Source organism: Halomonas sp. PA16-9, from assembly GCF_009728585.1.
GTDB classification, from domain to species: Bacteria; Pseudomonadota; Gammaproteobacteria; order Pseudomonadales; family Halomonadaceae; genus Vreelandella; species Vreelandella titanicae.
The window spans coordinates 2,401,587-2,421,351 of the sequence record NZ_CP040451.1 but is presented as its reverse complement, the minus strand read 5'-3'; the positions used below and the strand labels follow the sequence as shown (position 1 = coordinate 2,421,351).

Here is a 19,765-nt window from a genome sequence, read left to right as displayed (position 1 = left end):
GAAACCTTTGTCGCTAGATGCGGGAACACTAAAGTGGACATTGAAGAGCTACAGATATTCGTGAAGAACGACTAAACCTTCGAGTTGCTAATGCAGGAACACTCACGCGTTGAATTATTAGATGTCATTGCCTTCATCCGGGTGGTGGAGACTGGGAGCATCGGGAATGCTGCAGCGCGCCTTGGCATTGCGAAATCCATGGTAAGCCGCCGCGTAAGCCGCCTGGAGGGTGTACTCGGCGCTCAATTGCTAACCCGAACGCCCAGAGGTACGACGCCGACCGATATCGGCCGCGAGTACCATGCCCGCGCTGGCGCCGGCTTGGCTGAACTGGAGTCAGCGCAGGAAGTCGTTAACAAGCTGACGAGTGAGGTTTCCGGCCACCTTCGCATCCAGGTTCAGACTGCGTTTGGCGAGTTTGTATTTGCGCCACTGCTCGCCGAGTTTGCGCTCCTGCACCCGCGCCTCCAGCTCGACATTCGCTTCGAGGATCGTCAGGTGGACATGAGCGCCGAAGCCTATGACCTCTCGATCTGGGTGGGCGCTGTCTCAGACCAGACACTCATCACGCGCAAACTAGCCAGTGTGCAATGGGTCGTCGTCGCCAGTCCGGACTATCTGAATGCACGTGGACGCCCACAAACCCCAGCAGAAATGACCTCACACGATGCCCTGCTCCATGCTTTGGATACCGGCCATTGGCGCTTCCAGGGCCCGGAGGGCTGGGAGCATGTACGCATGAATTCCCGCTTTCGCACCAGTAACGGGCAAATGCTCCTGGCCGCCGCACTTGCGGGTCTGGGCATGGCACTCGTTCCGAGATTCATGGTCGATGATTCGCTGGCACGAGGCGAGCTCGAAGCGGTGCTGCCTGTCTTTCCACACGAAGGCGCCGACCTGCATATCTACATGCCGGCTGCACGATCCCGTATCGCGAGGATGCGAGCACTTGTGAACTTCCTATACGAAAGGCTTGCTCCGGGGGTATGAGAAAATCGACTGTGCTTCAGACCGGCAGCTTCCAGGCTGCCAGAACCAGCGCACCACCAAGCAATGCAAGAGCAGTAAATACAGTAGCCAAAGCGGTACTGGGGCGAGGCGGTCGCCAACGGCTCTCGAGCTCCTGATCAATGGGCGTGTCTGCGCCCCCCGGTTGAGACGTCAGAGCCGCTTCGCGGAGGGCCCGCAGCTCTGCAAGCTTCCGCCGTATCCGCAGGGTGAGCAGTATCGCAAGGTAGATCGTCGTGAACCCGGCGATCACAGCCACCAGGCGCAACGTATCCAAACTTGCGCCAAGCGGGGTTCCTCCGATTGCCCGGTTCCAGTCATTGTGGCTTCCTAGCAGCGCCGGACCAGCCAGCCCGCCAAGCGCGTTGACGATCCCGAAAAGAACGATGAAGCTGATCAATTCCCTGCCGCCGTGTTGAAGTGCGCTAGTAATACCCAGCAATAACGCGGGCCCCAGAAAGAAAGTTCCCGCGAAGGCGATCGCGCCCTGAGTCAAGTAAAAGCGTTCAGATGATGCGCACCATCCGACATGCTGTCGACCAGGGCGGCAAGGCCGATAATCCCGACTGCGAGCATCATTGGCCTGGCAAGCTTCTCGGCATTTACTGTGAGGGCGCTAATCACAACCCCACCGACCGCTCCGCCCAGCATAGCCATCGAGAGCACGGCAAGTTGCTGCGACGTGCCGCCCAATTCACTCACCACGCCGATCGCGATTCCCTGTTCTGCCAATACGATCCGCGCCATGAAGACTGCTACGGCGAAGCGCGCGACGTCTCCGCGCCCGAGCCAACGAAGGTTCAACAGTGGCGTCCGGCGGGACGTCTCAATTGCACCTGCTGCTACCAGCGTCGGTATGGCGATGAAAAGTGACGCGACTATCCACGGCGCCTGAAACCACCCCTCCCATCGGCCCAGACCCAGCACAGCAGCGATCAGAGCCAAGCCGCTACCCATGAGAACGAAGGTCAACAAGTCGAGCGGCTGGAAGACGCGGACTCGCTCTGCCGGCGGCAGGCGTAACATCCCCACTGCCGCCAGTGAAAGCAGGGCGAGTCCCGCCTCGAGCAAAAACAATGAGCGCCATCCTTGGCTGGCAAGTAACGACGGCGAAAGGACATGGGCCAACGGCACGGCGCACTGCGTCACTCCGATGCCAAGTACCAGACCCCGCAGACGCCATCTCGCAGGAAAGGCCTGCATCATGTTGAAGAGACAAAGCGGTATCAGTGCAACCGCCACGAACCCGCTGACCGCACGCACCAACAACGCCGTCCCGAGGCCCGGTACGAACGCCAGCATCAGCGCCAGGATGGCGTGAAGGCCCAGAAAAACCAGGGCGAAGCGGCGCAGCCCGTATTGCTGTCGCACCTTAATCAGCAGCAGGTTGGCCGAGACAGCGGTCATCACATAACAGGTCGATAGCCAAGCCACTTGGTGGGCACTCAGGTTCATTATTTGCTGCAGATGGAGGGTGTTGACACTCACCAGTGCGCCGTTCAGACCCGCAGTTGTCCCAACCAGCACCGCGACAAGTGCGTAGGCCAGTCGAGTAGCCGACCCATGCGTCGGCGTTGCAGGCGATCCGGGGACGGGAGAGCGCTCATACACGGGGAATTCCGCAACCTCCTCATCAAGAAGGTCGCGAATCGTGGTCATCGAGCGGTGCTGCTCACGCTGGTGGCTATCGCGGTGAATTGGCATTGACGAAGTATATAAGGCCACTCGCCAATCTGTGGATTGCGTATTGAGCAACGCTAGGTTCTCGAACGCGCATCTGGATCCAGGTCACGTAGATCCGGGATGATGGACAGTAATGCCGAGTCGGTGTCAATTCCTGACGAGCCGCTCTGAACCATGACCTGAACCACGAGAAGGACTGAACTAATGCTTGAGAGATCGATTGATCGTATTACCAGAATACCTGCGCTGGGTCCGGGTTTTGACGGTGAGAGGCATAAGGCCGCTTTGGTGATAGCACCTGGTGATCTGTCCACGACCGATCCGTTCTTCCTCATGGCCGATGACAACATCACCGAAGCTGGAAGCTTTGGGGATTCGCACCCACACGCCGGACTCGAGACCGTCACCTTCATGCTCAACGGCACGATGGAGGATACCGGGGGACGGCTGGAGGAAGGTGATGTCGAATGGATGACGGCTGGCAGCGGCATCGTCCATGCTGAGAACTCTACGGTCTCCACCGGGATGCGCCTATTCCAGCTTTGGCTGATTTTGCCCGAAGCGCAGCGCAACATGCCGCCACGGGTGCAGATCCTACGTCGCGCAGAGATGCCGGTGCACACTGAGCCTGGCGTCCTGGCGACGGTCTACAGCGGCAAGTCAGGGAACGCGGCGGCGCCTACGCTGAACGCAGTCCCGGTAACGTTGATCGACATCCGATTGGAGCCTGGGGCCACTTTCGCACCTCATTTACCCGGCTCCTACAACGCGTTTGTGGTGGGAATTAATGGAGAGGTGGAGGTCGGCGCCACAGCCGAGATACTTGCTAAAGATACGGTGGGCTGGACAGGCCCCATGGGCGACGGCGACAGTCTGCTTAGGTTGCGGGCGGGTGATAATGGCGCTCGCCTGCTGCTATACGCCGGCCAGCCGCAGAACATATCGGTGGTTGCCAAGGGGCCCTTCATCGCTGGGTCCGACGAGGAAATGGCCGGCTACTATTCCGCTTATCGCCAGGGGAAATTCCCCCACGCTGGCACGATGCGGCCTGTTCCCTACTCCGGGGACAAGAGCGGCTGACATCCGTGAATGTCGCCGCTGTCGCAGTGCGGATGACCAGCATGCCAGGGCCGTCTTAGCGCGCCGACCCTGCCGAGTGACCAGCCAGACCAGGATTCAACGCTATGTGCTTGTACTCGATGAAGTCATCAAGTGCAGCATGTCCGTTAAGCCTGCCCAGGCCAGACAGCTTGAACCCGCCCTCTTCTGTGCCGTCATACACCTTCGCCCAATCATTGACGAACACGCTGCCCGCCTCCAGCGCCCCAGCAACACGCAGGGCGCGGTTGATATCCTGTGTCCAGACGCTGGCTGACAATCCGTAGTCGCTGTCGTTGGCAAGGTCGATGGCTTCAGCCTCGTCGCCGAAACGCTGGAGGGTGAGAACGGGCCCGAACGTCTCTTCCTGAACGATAGCCAGGCTGTTGTCACTGACCTCTATCATGGCGGGACGAAAGAAGGCTCCTTTGGCGAGCGGACCATCGGTAAACGGCCCCCCTCTGACGACGGCCGTCGCACCAACCTTCAAGGCGTGTCTGACGACCTCGTCGACGCGGGCGACATTCGCCTTGTCGATCAAAGGCCCCATGTCACTTGCTGGATCGGAGGCTGGGCCCACACGCACGGCGCGCAGCCGCTCGGCAAGCTGATCCCGAACCGTATCGTACACCCCGTCCTGAACGAGCAGCCGAGAACCCGTCATGCAGAATTGACCAGCGAAAACCGTTAGAGCCTTCTCGAGCACGGGCAGCATGGGGGGAACGTCAGCGTCATCAAAGACAATCATCGGCGCCTTGCCACCCAGTTCGAGTCCGAAACGCTTCATCCGTCGCGCACCGACCTCGCCGATGGCAGCGCCAGTCTTCGTGCTTCCGGTAAAGCTGATCGTCGGCACATCCGGGCTTTCCACCAAGAGTGCGGCTCCGTCTGATCCGCTCTCCACGAAGATGTTCATGACGCCATTTGGAAGATCTCTTACCTCGGAGAAAACCTCTGCAAGCACGGCTGCAGTCTGCGCAACCTGGCCAGGCATTTTCATCACTACGGCGCACCCTGCCGCCAGAGCCGGCGCGAACGATCTGGTCCCCAGAATGACCGGCGAGTTCCAAGGCACGATAACGCCAGCCACTCCCATGGGCTGGCGCAAGATAACCGACAGGCTGCCCGGTCGCGGCTGCAAGGCGCGCCCTGCTTCTGTGCGCGCCATCGCGGCCCAATAGCGCAGCTTGCTGGGGGAACCCTCTACTTCCATTGCCGCTTCACCCCGAACCTTGCCGTTCTCAAGCGAGAGGATGTCAATCAGCCGATCCCGATTCCTTTCGATCGCCTCAGCCATCTGGTCGAGAACCCTGGCACGCAGTTCTGTGTCGTGCGCCCAGCCAGTGCCGCGAAAAGCACGAGAGGCAGCGGCGATAGCAGCAGCGGCCGCGGCACCGCCTTCATCGGCGTAGTCTCCGATAGACTCATAGGTCGCTGGATTGATGGAGTTGCCGCGCTGCGACGAAGAGACAAAGCGGCCATCGATCCAATTACTAGCAGAGTAAGTCGTCATCAATATTGCTCCGGATTTAATAGGGTGTGACACAGCTCCACATTGCCCCGACAGTGAGGCGATATCGCTAACTCACAGTGCCCCCCGGCCAGAACGAGGCGAGAGGGGCAGCATCGGGCTCAGGCTTGGAATGGCGGTGGATTCTCGCCGCGCAGCCGATAGCTGGGATTCGGCCGCTCGATGCGGATCGACTCCATCACGGTATAGGCGTGATACTTGGTCTGCGTGGTCACACCCGCCAGGCGCTCAGACCAGAGCTTGCCATTGCTGGTCTTTTTTTCGAGGACGTACTTGGTCGTGTAGTTAACCATCGAGTTGATCCAGTTTTCGGTACCGACCCAGAAGCGGTCGAGACCTGGCTCCAGAACAATATCCATCAGCCGGTCGGATCGCGCGTAAATATCAACGGCCGCCTGCGCACCTTCGAGAATGTCAGCGAAATACTCGATGGACTCCTTGACCAGCTCGGGCGTGCCGTACTTCATATGATGACCGGCGACGAGAAAGTCGAAGTCGTACTCCATGATCTGGTGCTGAGCCTCATACCAGGCGGTGATATTCTGCGAGGCATCGCAGTGCATAAAGGTGGCGCTGCCAGGGCTGACGATATCGATGCAGGTCAGCACTTTCTGGGCTGGTGCGTAGATGAAGATGTTGCCGGGACAGTGGTTCTCGCCCTTGTAGGACAGCTCTAGGGTCACGCCACCTACTGTCAGCGTATACTCTTTCGCAAAAGTGATCGTCGGCAGCGGCCGGCACGGATCCGGGAAGCGCTCCAGCAGTTCTTTGGTGATCTCGTGGGCGACAATCTCGACGTCCGGTCCGTAGACTGAAGCGGCACCGATATGGTCAGTATGCCAATGGCTGTAGATCACATGCGTCACCGGCTTGTCGGTGACCTCCTCGATCGCGGCCAGCATGTTCTCGCCGAGCGTCGGTGGGGCATCGATCGCGATCACACCTTCGTCGGTCACCACGAACGCGGCATCATAGCCGCCGCTGGTGACCCAGTAGAAACCGTCGCGCAGCTCCTCACAGTGATAGCCGAGCCTTTTAAAGCGATCGCTCCAGAAATACGCTGGGTAGTATTCAGCTGGGTCGAGGGGATGCTCGCCCGCTTCCGGGAAACCGTAACGGTCGATGCCGAAGAAGCGGGAGTATCTGATGCCGTAATCGGCTTTTGATGGTTGTCACACATGGTTTGTTTCCTTTCTCTGTTAAATGTATCTCTTGTTAGTGCTCAGAAGCGCAGTACTGCCTTGATGACGCGGCCTGCGGCAACGTCGTCGAATGCCTGGTTGATGTCTGAGAAATCATAAAAGGTGATGAGCTGTTCAAACGGGAATCGGCCGCTACGATAGAGTTCGATTAGCTGGGGGATCATCAGTGCAGACACAACGTCGCCTTGAATAATGCCCTGGAGCGTCTGCCCGACAGCCAGACGCGATGCATCGACTACCGCCCCCGAATGCTCATTGAATGCAACAAAGCCGAAACACCCCAGGGGGGCCAGTGCGCTAATTCCAGCATCCAGGTTCGACGCCCGCCCGCTGGTATCGAGAACAAACTCAACGCCCCGCTGCTCGATCTGCCGAATGGCGGCGGAGACGTCTACCCCGCCCGAGGCGTTAATGACATGTGTCGCACCAAGCTCCATGGCAAGCGTCAGCCTTTGCTCATTCACATCAATGGCAATGATGGTGGCGGCATCAGCCACCTTGGCGCCCATGATCGCGGCAAGACCGACCGCACCGACTCCGAATATGGCAACAGTGGCGCCGACCGGTACCTCCATCGCTTTCAGAATTGCACCTGCCCCGGTCTGCAAGCCGCAGCCGAGCGGCCCGAGGATTTCCAGTGGAATGTCACTTGGCACTTTGACGGTATTACGCTGGTGGGCGAGCGCATAAGTAGCGAACGAGGACTGACCGAAGAAATGGGCATGGAGATCGCCCGCGCCTTGTGCATTGACACCGATGGAGCCATCCAGTCTGGCGCCTGCAAAGTTGGCCTCCAGGACCTTGTCGCAATAAGCCGGGTGAGAAGACAGACAGGGCTTGCACTGCCCGCAAGAATTGTAGGACAGCACTACGTGGTCGCCGGGCTTCAAGTGCGTCACCGTTGAACCGACGCGCTCAACAATGCCCGCGCCCTCGTGACCCAGAATTGCCGGCAACGGGGTTGGCAACAGCTGCTGCCGGACATGCGCGTCAGTTGCGCAAATACCTGTCGCAACCATCCTCACGAGTACTTCGTCCGGCCGGGGATCTTCAACGCTGACATCGTGCATCACGAACGGAGCATCCTTTCGTTCGATCACGGCTGCGCGAGCTTTAGTGGTCATAAGTAGTCCTGCGGGTCTGGTTGAAAAGTGGAAAGGGCTCGCAGGCGTTGCTGTTCCGCGAGATGATCGCCCGTACCCAATCGGCATTGTGCTTACCTCTTTGAAATACAGAGGTTCGTAAAACGCCTTCACTCTCGCAAAGCACCGTCGCTTGTTATTGGATGGCTGCCGGAGATTTGTATGAGCGTGTGATCACCTGCAAGCGAGAAGATCTGATCATCGTCGACTATTCGGCGAATACAATTACCAGGCGTTGCACTGAAAGTCAGAGTTCTTGCGGGGTTGGGAATTTGCCTTGGTGCTCTATGCTGCGGCGGCGCATAGAGGTAGCAGTAGCGTCCTATTTATCTTCTCAATCGGGGAGTAGCGTTTGGCAAGAACTTTTAGCGCTAGATGAGGAACACTGAAATAGACATTGAAGAGCTACAGACATTCGTGGAAGTTGCTTACGCTGGAGGGATTTCGCCTACCACCCTCCTCAGGAGTGCACGGACTCCCCTCGCCAGGTCAGTACCCCTGCCCAGAAGATTCGGGCTCTGACCGAACCCCCGGTAAAGCGTCAAAGGCTGTTCCTTCCTGGCCCGGATTAATGGGGATAGGCTCAGGGGTTACGCCCTGAGGCCTTAAATGCCGCCTCAAAGGCGAACTTTAGGGTCGGCGAATCACCAGGTTGCGGATTTCGGTCATGTCTTCCATCGCGAAACGCACGCCTTCGCGGCCCAGGCCGGAATCCTTGACCCCGCCATAGGGCATGTTGTCGACGCGATAGCTGGGCACATCGTTGATCACCACCCCACCGACATCAAGGTGATCCCAGGCATCGAACATCTTGAACAAGTCGCGGGTAAAGACGCCCGCCTGCAGCCCGAATTTAGAGGCGTTGACCTCGGCGAGTGCAGCATTGAAATCAGTGAAGCGTGACAGCACAGCGACCGGCCCGAATGCCTCTTCAGTGACTATCTTGGTGTCGGCAGGCACGGCTTCGAGCAGGGTGGCTGCGAGCATCGCACCCTCGCGGTTGCCGCCGCAGAGTAGCTTCCCACCAGAGGCGACTGCCTCTTTGACCCAGGTTTCGAGCCGCGTCGCCTCCTTGATATGAATCATCGGGCCGATAAATGTGTCGCGCTGCTTGGGGTCGCCCGCCACCAGCGTCTTTGTTCTGTCGACCAGCATGTCGCGGAAACGGTCGTAGACATCGGCATGGATGATGATGCGCTGCACCCCGATACAGCTCTGTCCCGACTGGTAGAAAGCGCCGAAAATGACACGCTCCAGCGCATCATCGAGATCGGCATCCGCATCAACGATCACCGCGGCATTACCGCCGAGCTCGAGCACCACTTTTTTCTTGCCGCAGCGCGCCTTGAGATCCCAGCCGACATCGGGAGATCCAGTGAACGAGAGTAGCTTGAGTCGTTCATCGGTGGTGAACAGGTCAGCACCGTCGCGGCTGGCGGGTAGAATCGAGAATGTACCTTTGGGCAAGTCGGTCTCGGCAAGCACTTCGCCGATAATGATCGCGCCCAAGGGGGTACGGCTCGCTGGTTTCATCACGAACGGGCAGCCCACCGCAAGCGCCGGAGCTATCTTGTGGGCGGCCAAGTTAAGCGGGAAGTTGAATGGCGAAATGAACGAACAGGGCCCGATGGGTACGCGCTTCCAGATGCCCTGATAGCCCTTGGCGCGCGGCGCGATATCGAGTGACTGAACCTCTCCAGTCATTCGCACCGACTCTTCGGCGGCGATACGGAAGGTATCGATCAGTCGCCCGACCTCCCCCTCGCTGTCCTTAATCGGCTTGCCCGCCTCGACGCACAGTGCGTACGCGAGCTCGTCGAACCGCTCGGTGAAGCGGGTGACGCAATGGGCCAGCACCGCCTGACGCTCGTAGCTTGCCATCCGCGCCATTGGTTCTGCTGCCTCCACTGCGCCGCGATCGCCGCATCGATCGTCGCAGCATCGGCCTGAGCAACGTGAAACGCGACCGCGCCGGTGAACTTGTCGGTCACGGCAAGATCGGTGTTCGGCTGCTGCGCCACGTTGTTGAGATAGAGCGGATAGATGGACTTGAGCTTAGTCATTCGAAACTCCCAGGGCGCATCCCACTTTCCGTCGAAACCGGGGAAAAGGAGTGCAATTCTTTCGACAGCATCTTGATGTCGATGTTGAGGATCTGGTCATTCTCCGAATAATCAACTGGGCAGTCGATCAGATGGACGCCCGGCGTGTCGCGGGTATGCGCGAGCAGTTGCTTAAGGTGCTCAGCGCTTTCCACACGATGCCCGATAGCGCCATAGCTTTCTGCATACTTGACGAAATCGGGGTTGCCATAAGTCAGCCCCCAGTCTTTGAAGCCCATGTTCGACTGCTTCCAGCGAATCATGCCATAGCTATTGTCGTTGAGGATTAGCACGGTGAGGTTGAGCTTTAAGCGAACGGCGGTCTCCATTTCCTGGCTGTTCATCATGAAGCCGCCATCGCCGCAGATCGCCATCACCTTGCGATCGGGATAAACCATCGCCGATGCCATGGCCGAGGGCAGGCCCGCGCCCATCGTAGCGAGCGCGTTATCGAGCAGCACGGTATTGGGACGGTAAGCCGGATAGTCGCGCGCGAACCAGATCTTGTATATCCCGTTGTCGAGACAGATGATGCCGTCTTCAGGCATCGCCGTGCGAATCTGTTCTACCAGGTAAGGTGGGAAGATAGGGAAGCGCGCATCGCCCGAGATCGACGCGGTGTGCTCGACCTGGCGCTTGCGCGCCGCCAGTATCGCGTCGAACGTCCAGCCGCCATTGGGAACGATGTCCTGCTTGATCTGCCAGATAGCATTGGCGATGTCGCCAACAACCTCGATCTGCGGAAAATAGACTGGATCAACCTCAGCTGTCTTGGACGAAATATGGATCACCTGCGTACCGCCCGGCAGCATGAAAAACGGCGGTTTCTCGATCACGTCATGACCGATATTAACGATCAGGTCGGCGGCCTCGACCGCGCGGTGGACAAAGTCGCCCGATGACAGAGCCGCACAGCCGACAAACTTGGGGTGGCGTTCGTCTATCACACCCTTGCCGAGCTGAGTGGTAATGAACGGAATGCCAGTCTTCTCAATGAATTGGTTCAGCATCCGGCAGGTCATAGTGCGGTTGGCACCTGCGCCGATCACCAGGATCGGTGATTTGGCTTTTTCAAGCGCATGCACCGCAGCGCGGATCGACTTCCCGTCGGCACTGGGCCGTCGCGTGTGGCTGCGTTTGAGCGGCATCGACTCGGTCTTCTCGTCGGCGATGTCCTCGGGAAACTCGATATGCGTCGCGCCGGGTTTCTCCTCTTCGGCGAGCCGGAATGCCTCACGCACCCGGCTGGGGATGTTGTCGGCGCTGGCGAGCTGATGAGTGAACTTGGTCAGCGGCTTCATCATGTCAACCACATCGAGGATCTGGAAGCGGCCTTGCTTCGACTTCTTAATCGGCTTTTGCCCGGTGACCATCAGGATCGGCATACCGCCAAGCTGCGCATAGGCGGCGGCGGTGACTAGATTCGTCGCGCCCGGCCCTAGCGTCGCCATGCATACCCCTGTCTTGCCGGTATGCCGACCATAGGTTGCAGCCATGAAGCCTGCCCCCTGTTCGTGCCGGGTAAGGATTAGTTGAATCTTGGTCGAGCGGCTGAGGCTGTCGAGCATATCGAGATTCTCCTCGCCAGGAACCCCAAAAATATACTCTACCCCTTCTTCCTCTAGGCACTGGATGAACAGATCGGATGCTTTGGTCATGGTGGAATTCTCCTGTAGCAGGCTGCATGAGGGATAGCGAAGTTACCGTGCCTATCCAATACTGGTGGATCGCGTCTTGAAAAAGGGGGCGAGCTTAGGTATCTCGGTATTGCCGCGGATCATCGCCAAGTCCTCAAACGCTTGCGGCGATTTGCAGCGATTTCCGGCACATCGCTTTTGTCCGTCAGCGCTCAGAGCATAACGTTCAAGGCGTTTCATAGGTGGCCCGCACGATTGGCGCGACGCTGGTACCCAGGAGTTCGATAGAACGCTTCATTGCCGCCGTGTCTAACGCCGCAGTACTCATCTGGAATGTGATGCGAGACACGCCGCCGAGCGTCTCGTTTAACTTGAGCATTTTCGCTGCCACCGTTTTTGGGTCGCCGATCAGGAAAGCACCTTCGGGGCTGGCCATATCATCGAACTGATGGCGTGTCGGGGCTGGCCACCCACGCTCGCGCCCTATCGTCCCGGTTAGGTGCGCCCAGCCGGGGAAGAAGGCGTCTCTGGCTTCAGCATCCGTTTCACCGACAAAGCCCATCGCGTGGACGCCTACCTTTAGTTTCTCGGGCGGGTGCCCAGCTCTCAGGCCCGCTTCGCGGTAGAGATCGACGAGTGGGCGGAAACGCTCGAAACTGCCGCCGATAATGGCGACCATCAATGGAAGGCCAAGTGTGCCAGCCCGCGCGAATGATGCCGGTGTTCCGCCGACGCCGACCCATAATGGCAATCGCGGCTGGTGGGGGCGCGGAAAGACACCCTCTCCGCGAAGCGCTGGGCGATAACGCCCATCCCAGGTGATATTGGTCGTCTCGCCCAGTTTCAGAAATAGATCAAGCTTTTCAGAAAAGAGTTCATCATAAGCCCGAGTATCAAGGCCAAAGAGTGGAAACGCCTCGCCGAACGAGCCTCGGCCGACGACGATTTCGGCACGCCCTTTGGAAATCAAATCGAGGGTAGCGAACTCCTGGAAGACCCGTACTGGGTCGGCGGCGCTCAGTACTGTCACCGCGCTCGTCAACCTAATCTGGCGGGTACGGGCAGCGGCAGCAGCGAGAATAATCGCGGGTGCGGAATCGAGGAACTCGGCGCGGTGGTGCTCGCCGATACCGAATACGTCGAGCCCGACCCGGTCGGCGATTTCGACCTCCTCAAGGAGGTCGGCCATGCGATCGGTGGCTGAGGGAAGCTTCCCGGTCACCGGGTCAGGAAAAATGGCCGCGAAACTGTCGATACCGATTTCCATCATAAGTCCTCATTCAAGTAGGCCATGCTTGATCATCGGCGAATAACAGTGCTGTTCACCCTTGGCGAGCGCGATGAAATTTGTGAATTGACTTGTCACTATCACAAAGAATCGACGCTTATTATTGGATGACAGCCCGCAATTTGGATGCGTGTGTTATGCGCGACGCCCAAAGCCCCTTCAGGTACCGCAAAAATCAGATACGAAGAGCGCAAGAACTCGATAGCCCTGCTGACCAACTAACAACATTCCCCTCCTTGGGCGTTCCCCTTTACGCGACAAAGCTAATCATCGGGCACTACTACCGAATCGAACATGTGAACATGCATAGTATTAGCCAGAGGCAACGGCACCTCTGGCGATGTCTACTGGAAACCGATGGGTTATCGACGACTTCAAAGCCATTAAACAAAACCAACTCTGAAGGGCCGACTGCTTGAAACAGACCAGGCTAATACTGACACTGCTAATAGAGACGGAAAGAGTTATTCATCTAGACCCAGACGCAGCTGCGATGCAGTTGCTTCGGGCAATCTCCTTGCTTACCGCTGACAGTGACAGCAAACCTTCTCAGGACAGAGTCACCGGTAGGTTAGCCTGGTGGCAAATTGCTCGTGTCAATGACTTCATAGATCAGCAATGTAACTCTTCGATATCCACTGCAGCGTTCCTTATTTCGTGACCCAGCTATAAACAAAGGCGTTCTACCGCATCAGGAATAGGTATAGCAATGTTTACCAGGCAACGTTGCAACGAATAGACTCACTTCTTCGTACCGTAGACTCGGTACTCTTTCGATAGACCATTAGCGTTACCAATTAGCGAATATTAACCTTGCGGGTCGTTCGATGGAGCAGCTTTACACGCAGGCGACCTATTCTCCGATCAGCGCCTTTTTAGCTTGAACGCAATAACCACACTGAATAGCTGAATTTGACCTGACAGTCGTAGACTTAAAAGCCGGAACTGTCAGATCAAACCGCGATTACTACACATTAGCGACATCAGGCCTGCATGTTGCTCACAACAACCAGCCAACAAACCTCCTAAGATGCTGGTATTACCGTGCCAAAGGGGCTGTTCTGATCATCATGTTCTCCTGTAGTAAAAGGTGCCCCCTCAATATGGTAGACCTTCGGTTCCTCCGCAAAATACGCTTCTAAGCCCATCATGAACATCTGATGATCTTCACTCTCTTCGAAGCTTGGCATGTGATCCTCAAGCGACGCCCATCGCACGATCAGGTTGAATAACTCTGGCGTTTCAATCCCTTGTGCGAGCATGTGGCCGCCATAACCCTTGGCGCGGGTGAGCAAAGGAGCGACCTCGTCAAATGCACGTCTGAACTGTTCAATCTGTTCTTTGTGAACGGGCAGCAGAGCAATTTCATAAACCATGGGATATTCCCTCAAATTGAGTTCAACGGTTAAACATTCACACTTACGAGACGAGCGATGGCTCGACAGCAATCGCGATTTTTCCTCGAAGACCGTTGTTGGGGCTCTCCAGCAGCGCGTGGGCGCTTGGGATGTCGGCAAGCGCATACACGGCGCCAACATGCGGCCGCAGCTGGCCATGCTCAATCAATGCGCTTAATTCATCCAGTTTGCCGCGGTTTTGCCGGGTGAAAACGAAGTGATAACTGGCGTTCTTACCCCAGGCTTCCACAAGGTTTTGCGGTTGGGCAATGTCCACAATCGAGACCACGCGGCCAAGTTGAGCAAGCGCGTCGGGGCTGCGCGATAGTGTGTCGCCGCCGATGGTATCGAACACTACATCCACGCCGTGGCCACCGGTTTCCCGCAGGATGGCGTCAACGTAATCCTCTTTCCTGTAGTCGATGACCACATCGGCACCCAGATCCCGTGCGAACTCAAAATTTGCTTCACGCACGGTGGTGAACACTCTCGCACCCATGGCTTTTGCTACCTGGATCGCCACATGGCCGACGCCTCCCGCGCCGCCGTGCACCAGGATGCTCTCCCCCACCCTGAGCGCAGCACGCACGACCAGTGCTTCCCACCCGTCCCGCCAACCAGGGTCAGGCTGGCCGCCTCGAGATGACTCAGTGAGGGCGGCTTCTTCCCGATAATGCTCTCGGCTGCAACGTGGTACTCGGCATAACTTCCTGGGCCGTCAAAAATTTGTGGGGTGTACCAGACCTCGTCGCCTGGCACGAAGCTCGTTACACCTGGCCCAACGGCTTCGACAACACCCGATACGTCATGCCCGGTGATGGCCGGCAGCGGCACCAGGTCTGGGTAGTCGCCACGTCGTATCTGGTAGTCCAGCGGGTTGATGGAGGTTGCGTGAACCCGCACCAGCACTTGTCCCGCCTGCGGCACTGGCTTGGGTACCTCGCTAAGCTCGAACGCTTCCGGGCCAGCAAATGTTTTAAGTATCTGCGCTTTCATTGTATATCCTCACTTCTACAAAAAGGTATATCGAGATTTCTCGATTTAAAATGGTAAAAGTTTACACGTTGCCTTTGTGATATCAGTCCATAGCAAATCCTCGTTTCTGAAAAAAGAGATATCGAAATTTATCGATATACGCACTTAAAGATTACAGCTCTTTCCTTATGAGCTCAGCAAGAGCACTGATGGTTTCTTCGTTGCGCTTGTAGTAGGTCCACTGCCCGATGCGCCTGACTTCGATCAGGCCCGCTCGTTGCAGAGTTGCAAGATACCCAGACACCGTTGACTGCGATAGCCCGACGCCTTCTTGAATGCTACTGACGCAAACACCCACCTCATGAACGTCCCCTTCATCCTGGGGAGGAAAGTTCTTCACGGGATCCTTTAAACCCCTCAGGATTTCAAGGCGCGTGCGGTTTGAGAGGGCTTTAAATATTTCGATTAATTCCATACCTTCAATTATATCGATGTTTTTAGATATGTCAATACGCGGATCGAGCATTTTTTGATTGGTAGCCCAACAGTCTAGCTACTCTCAAATATGCAAGCCTCTCGAAGAGTATTTAAAAGGATTACTGCCCCCTGTGGCCGTTGGGCAGTTAACGCCATACCTCACGGATGCGAGGTAGCTACTTGATGAGATGAGTTCCAACGGCTTGATCCAATGGGCAAGGAAAGTCCGCGCTATCCCCCAATGGCAATGGCAACATACTGGCCCCCGCGGCGTGGCGAGAAACGCTAAAGGCGAATGCAGAGCAGGTACTCGCGCATTACCAAAGCACACCGGTCGCACAAGAACACGGATTACCTGCAGTCTATGTCCGCGCTCTAGAACGAATTGAAGCCTGAATTGATCCGACACCGAACGCCACGTACGCGAAATGGTGTTACATGGGCTCAATGAATCGTTAGTGCGGGGAGCATAATGGGAAATGATGAGTGTTTAATCGCGTTTTACCGCGGGGAAGGCCACGATCATAAGGGTCGTCGTCGACTAGAAGACATCTGGGCACTCCCCTACTTCTGGCTGGAACACACCCACGACTATATCCAGTGGCTGTTTCCCATCCCGGAAATGGGCCGCTTTAAAGCCTTTGCATCTTTACTGACGCCCCGGGTCGTGTTGGTGCCAATTATGCTAGCAAAATCGATATTGTCACGTGATGGTCGGAGGTATGTCCGATTTGGGAGCTAGTGGGGGATGATCTGAATCAAGCCTGGATCAGGCCTAAGCAATCGCGTCGGCGACCGGTGCCGGTCGCCGACGCGATATTGAAGCAGCTTCGGATCCAGCCCTTTTCGCAAGCTAAGAAACAGCGGCCCAAACTCATTACGAGCCGGGATAAAACGCTGTTCCGTTATTGCGCGCCGGGTGGCTGCGTCAACAAAACCCGGCTCATTGGGTAGCAATGGCAGGAATTTTCTCTTGCATCAAGTCATGTAAAATAATAGTAGCTTTCTGTCTTCCTTGCGCATGTGCTTGCTTTTGATACCTATTACTGAAAAGACGCGCTTATAAAGCCCTACATCGTATTGGGCAGATAGGTGGCAATAAATGGGAAGCAGAAAATAAACACAATGGTCACGACTTCCATCAGGATGAACCAGGAAGCGCCGGAAAAGACATCCGTGAGCGAGGTATCCTTATCCAGTCCGGCAATGACGTACACGTTCAACCCTATCGGCGGAGTGATCAACCCGATTTCACACATCTTGATCGCCAATATACCGAACCAGATGGGATCGAAGCCCAGGCTCGTCACGACAGGAAAGAGAATCGGCAAGGTGATGACCAACATGGAAAAGGCATCCAGGAACATGCCCATGGGGACATATAGCAGCAGAATCAGCGCGATAATCACGATGGCGGGAAGTGGTAAGTCGATCACCCAGCCCGAGATCAACTGCGGAATCCGGATCAAGCTCAAGAAGAAGCTGTAGACCCCGCGCCCAGCATGGTCATCATGATCATGACCGTCGTGTTGACCGCATCACGCGAAGAGGTACCAATCGACTGTAACTTGCTCGATCTATCCTGCCGGGAAGTCAGCAGAAACAGGATGGCAGCGACCGCCCCAAGCGAGGCCGCTTCGGTAGGCGTCGCCCAGCCCGTATAGATGCTACCCAGCACCACAATGATCAATACCAGTAACTGCCAAGAGCGGCGCAACGAGGTAAAGCGCTTCTTCCAACCAACCCGTTCTCCCTTCGGGCACATATCAGGTTTCAGAACAGAGATGATGAAAACCCCGGCCACGAACACGGCGACTGACAGTATGCCTGGCAGAATACCGGCCACCAGCATCTTGCCAGCAGACACTTCCGTCAATGCCGCGTAGAAGACCAACAATACACTCGGGGGGATCAACACGCCCAGCACACCACCGGCCGCGACACAGCCAGCCGAAAGGCGCTTATCGTAGCCGGCCGCCTTCATTTCGGGTAACGAAATGGAGCCTACCGTTGCAGCAGTGGCCACGCTGGAGCCGGATGTCGCGGAGAAGCCAGCGCACGTTAGAATCGTGGAAATCGCCAAACCACCGGGTAAATGCCCGCACCACCGCTTCGCCACGTGAAAGAGCGACTTTCCAACCCCCGCATGAAGGGCAAAGTTACCCATGATGATAAATAACGGAATGACGGTTAACAGGTACGCAGCCGTTTCATCAAAGGCAAAATTCTGCAGGACATTATAGACATAGCTCAGATCCTGAACCATGACGATACCGACAATACCCGCTAGACCCAGGGCTGCGAACACAGGGACACCCAACCCCATAAGCACAAAAATAAGCCCCACGGAAAGCAAGCCAAGCAAGCCAGGATTATTCATCAGCAGCCCCAAAGGAAGAATAGATAGCAAGAATGAAATGTAACGTCATTTGTATGAAGGCCAGCAGAAGACCACAAGCAACGATAATTTTTACCCACCAGATAGGCATCTGAACGATTCCCCAGCGGAACTCCTTATCTATAAACGAGCTATAAGCCCCCTCTATGGTGGGCACGGTAATGGCCAACAGGAAAATAGCCGCAAACAACCAACCAATCCCTTCCCACGCCTGCTTGACCGGAAAGGACCTGTTTTCACTTATCAACGACACACGGATATGTTTTTTGTCGTGCTGAGCCCATAACAGGCCCAGGTAAACAATGATTGCCATTGATACTTCGGAAAACTCGTAAACACCCGGTAGCGGAAAATTGAACAAGCTGCGAGACGTTGCATCGAGTGCAGTAGACAACATCATGAACAGCAGCGCTGCCGCAGCAATGACGCCTATTATACTCGCCAAGCGCGACTCTATCTTCCGTAATGCAGCTAACTTTTTCACTTCAGCCTGTTTTGGGTCTGTTTTTTCTAATACACCCATCGTGCGTTACTCCAACGGCATGACAAAGCAGTGGGCTGCCATTCAGCAGCCCTGGTGGAATGCAGCTATTTGTGAAGTAGCGCCAGGAATCAGGATATATCCTGATAAATCTCGTAGGGTGTCTTCAGCTCACCGGTACCATCATGGCGTTCAATGGCTTCATTGATGATCTCCTGCATTTCCTCCCCATCGATACCGGCACCACTTGCCACGTTATTCACCCAGTTATTGACCTGCTCGGGTTGTACCTGGTGACGCGCCCTATCGATTTGCTCATCGTCCCACTTCGAGAATTGAGCACCCTCAGCCATTGCCTTGCGTACACGGTCTTCCGCGATACCCGAATAGATTTCCCGGTACTTGCCCTGGTAAATTTCATCGGCCAATTCCTGCATGACTTGCTTTACGTCATCAGGCAATTGATTCCAGACATCAATACCGATCACCGTGGCCGAAGGGCCGTGAGGACCGGCGCCGATTTCGGTGATATACGGCGCGGCTTCATGCAGGGCGTAACTGATCGCGGTAATGAAATCGAAGCCGTAGGCTCCATCCAACACGCCGCGCTCCAGGGCTGAATAGACCTCCGGTGCAGCCATGGGAATGGCACGGCCTCCCAGGCTTTCCACCACATCCGTGCCCACCCCATAACCTCGAATCCGCTTGCCCTTCAGGTCTTCGATCGAGTGGATGGGATCGCGTGTTATCAGCGGGCAGTAATACCAGTTCGTCCAGTACAGCACCTTGGATTTATGGCGTGTTTCCCACTCTTCCCGCAACGGTTCATAGCGCTGGTACACATCGCGGCACACCTTCAGCAGGGCATCCGCACGGTTCATCTTGTAGTACCACTCGAGGCCACGGGTAACCGGCAAGTCGCTCTGGTAATAACCGGGGGAGATCAGCGAAATTTCCGAAATACCATTCTTGATAGCATCAAGGTGGGCCCCCGCCTTGTTGAGCGATTGCGCCCAGTAATAATCGATTTCGACGGCACCGTTGGTACGCTTTTCCAGCTCCTCCAGGAACCACCGATCCAACACCGAAGGAGAAGCGTGTTCTGTCACATAAGAATCGTACTTCAGCCGCGTGCTTGTTTGAGCAAACAACGTACTGGGCATCGTTGTTAGCGTCAGCGTGCCACCAACGGAAACAGCACTGATCTTCAAGAAGTCTCTTCTTTTCATGATTAACTCCTGACATCTTTTTGCTTTATTAGCATTATTATAAAATCCGAGTTTTTCTCGGCAGGAATAGACACTTAGTGTTATTGATTCATTATTGGCAAAGCATCATATAACTCA

Annotated in this window: 18 protein-coding genes and 1 pseudogene; 4 read left to right on the top strand and 15 right to left on the bottom strand. The window is 56.3% G+C overall.

The window, feature by feature from the left end; genetic code table 11:
• Positions 1 to 144: 144 nt before the first annotated feature.
• A complete protein-coding gene (locus FDY98_RS11120; protein WP_196517998.1) occupies positions 145 to 990 on the top strand; it encodes a LysR substrate-binding domain-containing protein in 846 nt (281 codons plus the stop codon).
• Between the two features lie 16 nt (positions 991 to 1,006).
• Here the strand turns inward: FDY98_RS11120 and FDY98_RS11115 are convergent, their stop codons facing one another.
• Positions 1,007 to 1,504: a hypothetical protein gene (locus FDY98_RS11115; protein WP_155705826.1), complete on the bottom strand. Its 498-nt coding sequence runs from the start codon at positions 1,502 to 1,504 to the stop codon at positions 1,007 to 1,009.
• Entirely contained in the window at positions 1,501 to 2,667 is a 1,167-nt protein-coding gene (locus tag FDY98_RS11110) for an MFS transporter (protein WP_196517996.1), read from the bottom strand. The genes FDY98_RS11115 and FDY98_RS11110 overlap by 4 nt, the downstream gene beginning before the upstream one ends.
• Positions 2,668 to 2,895: 228 nt before the next feature.
• Here FDY98_RS11110 and FDY98_RS11105 point away from each other — a divergent pair, with 228 nt between their 5' ends.
• Positions 2,896 to 3,771, top strand: coding sequence for a pirin family protein (locus FDY98_RS11105; RefSeq protein WP_027959330.1), 876 nt, complete (start codon positions 2,896 to 2,898; stop codon positions 3,769 to 3,771).
• Positions 3,772 to 3,826: 55 nt separating this feature from the next.
• On the opposite strand, the gene FDY98_RS11100 is transcribed toward FDY98_RS11105, so the two are convergent.
• Together FDY98_RS11100 and FDY98_RS11095 are read right to left on the bottom strand one after the other, a co-directional pair.
• Positions 3,827 to 5,302 (bottom strand): aldehyde dehydrogenase family protein, encoded by a 1,476-nt coding sequence (locus FDY98_RS11100; protein WP_027959329.1) that lies wholly within the window; start codon positions 5,300 to 5,302, stop codon positions 3,827 to 3,829.
• Positions 5,303 to 5,421: 119 nt separating this feature from the next.
• Positions 5,422 to 6,279 carry an MBL fold metallo-hydrolase gene (locus FDY98_RS11095; RefSeq protein WP_196517994.1) on the bottom strand — a complete coding sequence of 286 codons (858 nt, stop codon included), beginning with the start codon at positions 6,277 to 6,279 and terminating at the stop codon, positions 5,422 to 5,424.
• Between the two features lie 60 nt (positions 6,280 to 6,339).
• On the opposite strand from FDY98_RS11095, the gene FDY98_RS26190 reads away from it, so the two are divergent.
• Positions 6,340 to 6,486, top strand: coding sequence for a hypothetical protein (locus FDY98_RS26190; protein WP_196517993.1), 147 nt, complete (start codon positions 6,340 to 6,342; stop codon positions 6,484 to 6,486).
• A 56-nt stretch (positions 6,487 to 6,542) separates the two neighbouring features.
• On the opposite strand, the gene FDY98_RS11090 is transcribed toward FDY98_RS26190, so the two are convergent.
• From FDY98_RS11090 to FDY98_RS11060, 8 genes are all read right to left on the bottom strand, one after another.
• Positions 6,543 to 7,646 carry an NAD(P)-dependent alcohol dehydrogenase gene (locus tag FDY98_RS11090; protein ID WP_027959327.1) on the bottom strand — a complete coding sequence of 368 codons (1,104 nt, stop codon included), beginning with the start codon at positions 7,644 to 7,646 and terminating at the stop codon, positions 6,543 to 6,545.
• 648 nt (positions 7,647 to 8,294) lie between these two features.
• Complete coding sequence (locus FDY98_RS11085; protein ID WP_340146485.1) at positions 8,295 to 9,554, bottom strand: aldehyde dehydrogenase family protein; 1,260 nt, start codon at positions 9,552 to 9,554, stop codon at positions 8,295 to 8,297.
• A gap of 169 nt (positions 9,555 to 9,723) precedes the next feature.
• On the bottom strand, positions 9,724 to 11,424 hold the full coding sequence (locus FDY98_RS11080; RefSeq protein WP_051430436.1) for an acetolactate synthase large subunit: 1,701 nt from the start codon (positions 11,422 to 11,424) through the stop codon (positions 9,724 to 9,726).
• A gap of 205 nt (positions 11,425 to 11,629) precedes the next feature.
• Positions 11,630 to 12,670, bottom strand: coding sequence for an LLM class flavin-dependent oxidoreductase (locus FDY98_RS11075; RefSeq protein WP_027959325.1), 1,041 nt, complete (start codon positions 12,668 to 12,670; stop codon positions 11,630 to 11,632).
• Between the two features lie 1,046 nt (positions 12,671 to 13,716).
• Positions 13,717 to 14,067, bottom strand: a complete 351-nt coding sequence (locus tag FDY98_RS11070; RefSeq protein WP_027959324.1) for an antibiotic biosynthesis monooxygenase family protein — start codon at positions 14,065 to 14,067, stop codon at positions 13,717 to 13,719.
• Between the two features lie 43 nt (positions 14,068 to 14,110).
• A complete protein-coding gene (locus FDY98_RS26185) occupies positions 14,111 to 14,587 on the bottom strand; it encodes a zinc-binding dehydrogenase (protein ID WP_196517990.1) in 477 nt (158 codons plus the stop codon).
• A gap of 8 nt (positions 14,588 to 14,595) precedes the next feature.
• Entirely contained in the window at positions 14,596 to 15,084 is a 489-nt protein-coding gene (locus FDY98_RS26180) for an alcohol dehydrogenase catalytic domain-containing protein (protein WP_196517988.1), read from the bottom strand.
• 151 nt (positions 15,085 to 15,235) lie between these two features.
• Entirely contained in the window at positions 15,236 to 15,589 is a 354-nt protein-coding gene (locus tag FDY98_RS11060) for an ArsR/SmtB family transcription factor (protein WP_231500671.1), read from the bottom strand.
• Positions 15,590 to 16,012: 423 nt separating this feature from the next.
• Here FDY98_RS11060 and FDY98_RS11055 point away from each other — a divergent pair, with 423 nt between their 5' ends.
• Positions 16,013 to 16,282 carry an opioid growth factor receptor-related protein gene (locus FDY98_RS11055; RefSeq protein WP_027959321.1) on the top strand — a complete coding sequence of 90 codons (270 nt, stop codon included), beginning with the start codon at positions 16,013 to 16,015 and terminating at the stop codon, positions 16,280 to 16,282.
• Between the two features lie 328 nt (positions 16,283 to 16,610).
• Here the strand turns inward: FDY98_RS11055 and FDY98_RS11050 are convergent.
• From FDY98_RS11050 to FDY98_RS11040, 3 genes and pseudogenes are all read right to left on the bottom strand, one after another.
• Positions 16,611 to 17,866, bottom strand: a pseudogene (locus tag FDY98_RS11050) (TRAP transporter large permease).
• A 46-nt stretch (positions 17,867 to 17,912) separates the two neighbouring features.
• Positions 17,913 to 18,461 (bottom strand): TRAP transporter small permease subunit, encoded by a 549-nt coding sequence (locus tag FDY98_RS11045; protein WP_051430437.1) that lies wholly within the window; start codon positions 18,459 to 18,461, stop codon positions 17,913 to 17,915.
• A gap of 89 nt (positions 18,462 to 18,550) precedes the next feature.
• Positions 18,551 to 19,648 (bottom strand): C4-dicarboxylate TRAP transporter substrate-binding protein, encoded by a 1,098-nt coding sequence (locus FDY98_RS11040; RefSeq protein ID WP_027959319.1) that lies wholly within the window; start codon positions 19,646 to 19,648, stop codon positions 18,551 to 18,553.
• Between the last annotated feature and the right edge of the window lie 117 nt (positions 19,649 to 19,765).

What these genes read in the sequence shown, in the direction of transcription:
- FDY98_RS11080 (WP_051430436.1), bottom strand. Translation starts at nt 11,424, where the DNA reads ATGACCAAAGCATCCGATCTGTTCATCCAGTGCCTAGAGGAAGAAGGG.
- FDY98_RS11045 (WP_051430437.1), bottom strand. Translation starts at nt 18,461, where the DNA reads ATGGGTGTATTAGAAAAAACAGACCCAAAACAGGCTGAAGTGAAAAAG.
- FDY98_RS11100 (WP_027959329.1), bottom strand. Translation starts at nt 5,302, where the DNA reads ATGACGACTTACTCTGCTAGTAATTGGATCGATGGCCGCTTTGTCTCT.
- FDY98_RS11105 (WP_027959330.1), top strand. Translation starts at nt 2,896, where the DNA reads ATGCTTGAGAGATCGATTGATCGTATTACCAGAATACCTGCGCTGGGT.
- FDY98_RS11060 (WP_231500671.1), bottom strand. Translation starts at nt 15,589, where the DNA reads ATGCTCGATCCGCGTATTGACATATCTAAAAACATCGATATAATTGAA.
- FDY98_RS11055 (WP_027959321.1), top strand. Translation starts at nt 16,013, where the DNA reads ATGGGAAATGATGAGTGTTTAATCGCGTTTTACCGCGGGGAAGGCCAC.
- FDY98_RS11075 (WP_027959325.1), bottom strand. Translation starts at nt 12,670, where the DNA reads ATGGAAATCGGTATCGACAGTTTCGCGGCCATTTTTCCTGACCCGGTG.
- FDY98_RS26185 (WP_196517990.1), bottom strand. Translation starts at nt 14,587, where the DNA reads ATGGGTGCGAGAGTGTTCACCACCGTGCGTGAAGCAAATTTTGAGTTC.
- FDY98_RS11040 (WP_027959319.1), bottom strand. Translation starts at nt 19,648, where the DNA reads ATGAAAAGAAGAGACTTCTTGAAGATCAGTGCTGTTTCCGTTGGTGGC.
- FDY98_RS11110 (WP_196517996.1), bottom strand. Translation starts at nt 2,667, where the DNA reads ATGACCACGATTCGCGACCTTCTTGATGAGGAGGTTGCGGAATTCCCC.
- FDY98_RS11085 (WP_340146485.1), bottom strand. Translation starts at nt 9,554, where the DNA reads ATGGCGCGGATGGCAAGCTACGAGCGTCAGGCGGTGCTGGCCCATTGC.
- FDY98_RS11070 (WP_027959324.1), bottom strand. Translation starts at nt 14,067, where the DNA reads ATGGTTTATGAAATTGCTCTGCTGCCCGTTCACAAAGAACAGATTGAA.
- FDY98_RS11090 (WP_027959327.1), bottom strand. Translation starts at nt 7,646, where the DNA reads ATGACCACTAAAGCTCGCGCAGCCGTGATCGAACGAAAGGATGCTCCG.
- FDY98_RS26180 (WP_196517988.1), bottom strand. Translation starts at nt 15,084, where the DNA reads ATGAAAGCGCAGATACTTAAAACATTTGCTGGCCCGGAAGCGTTCGAG.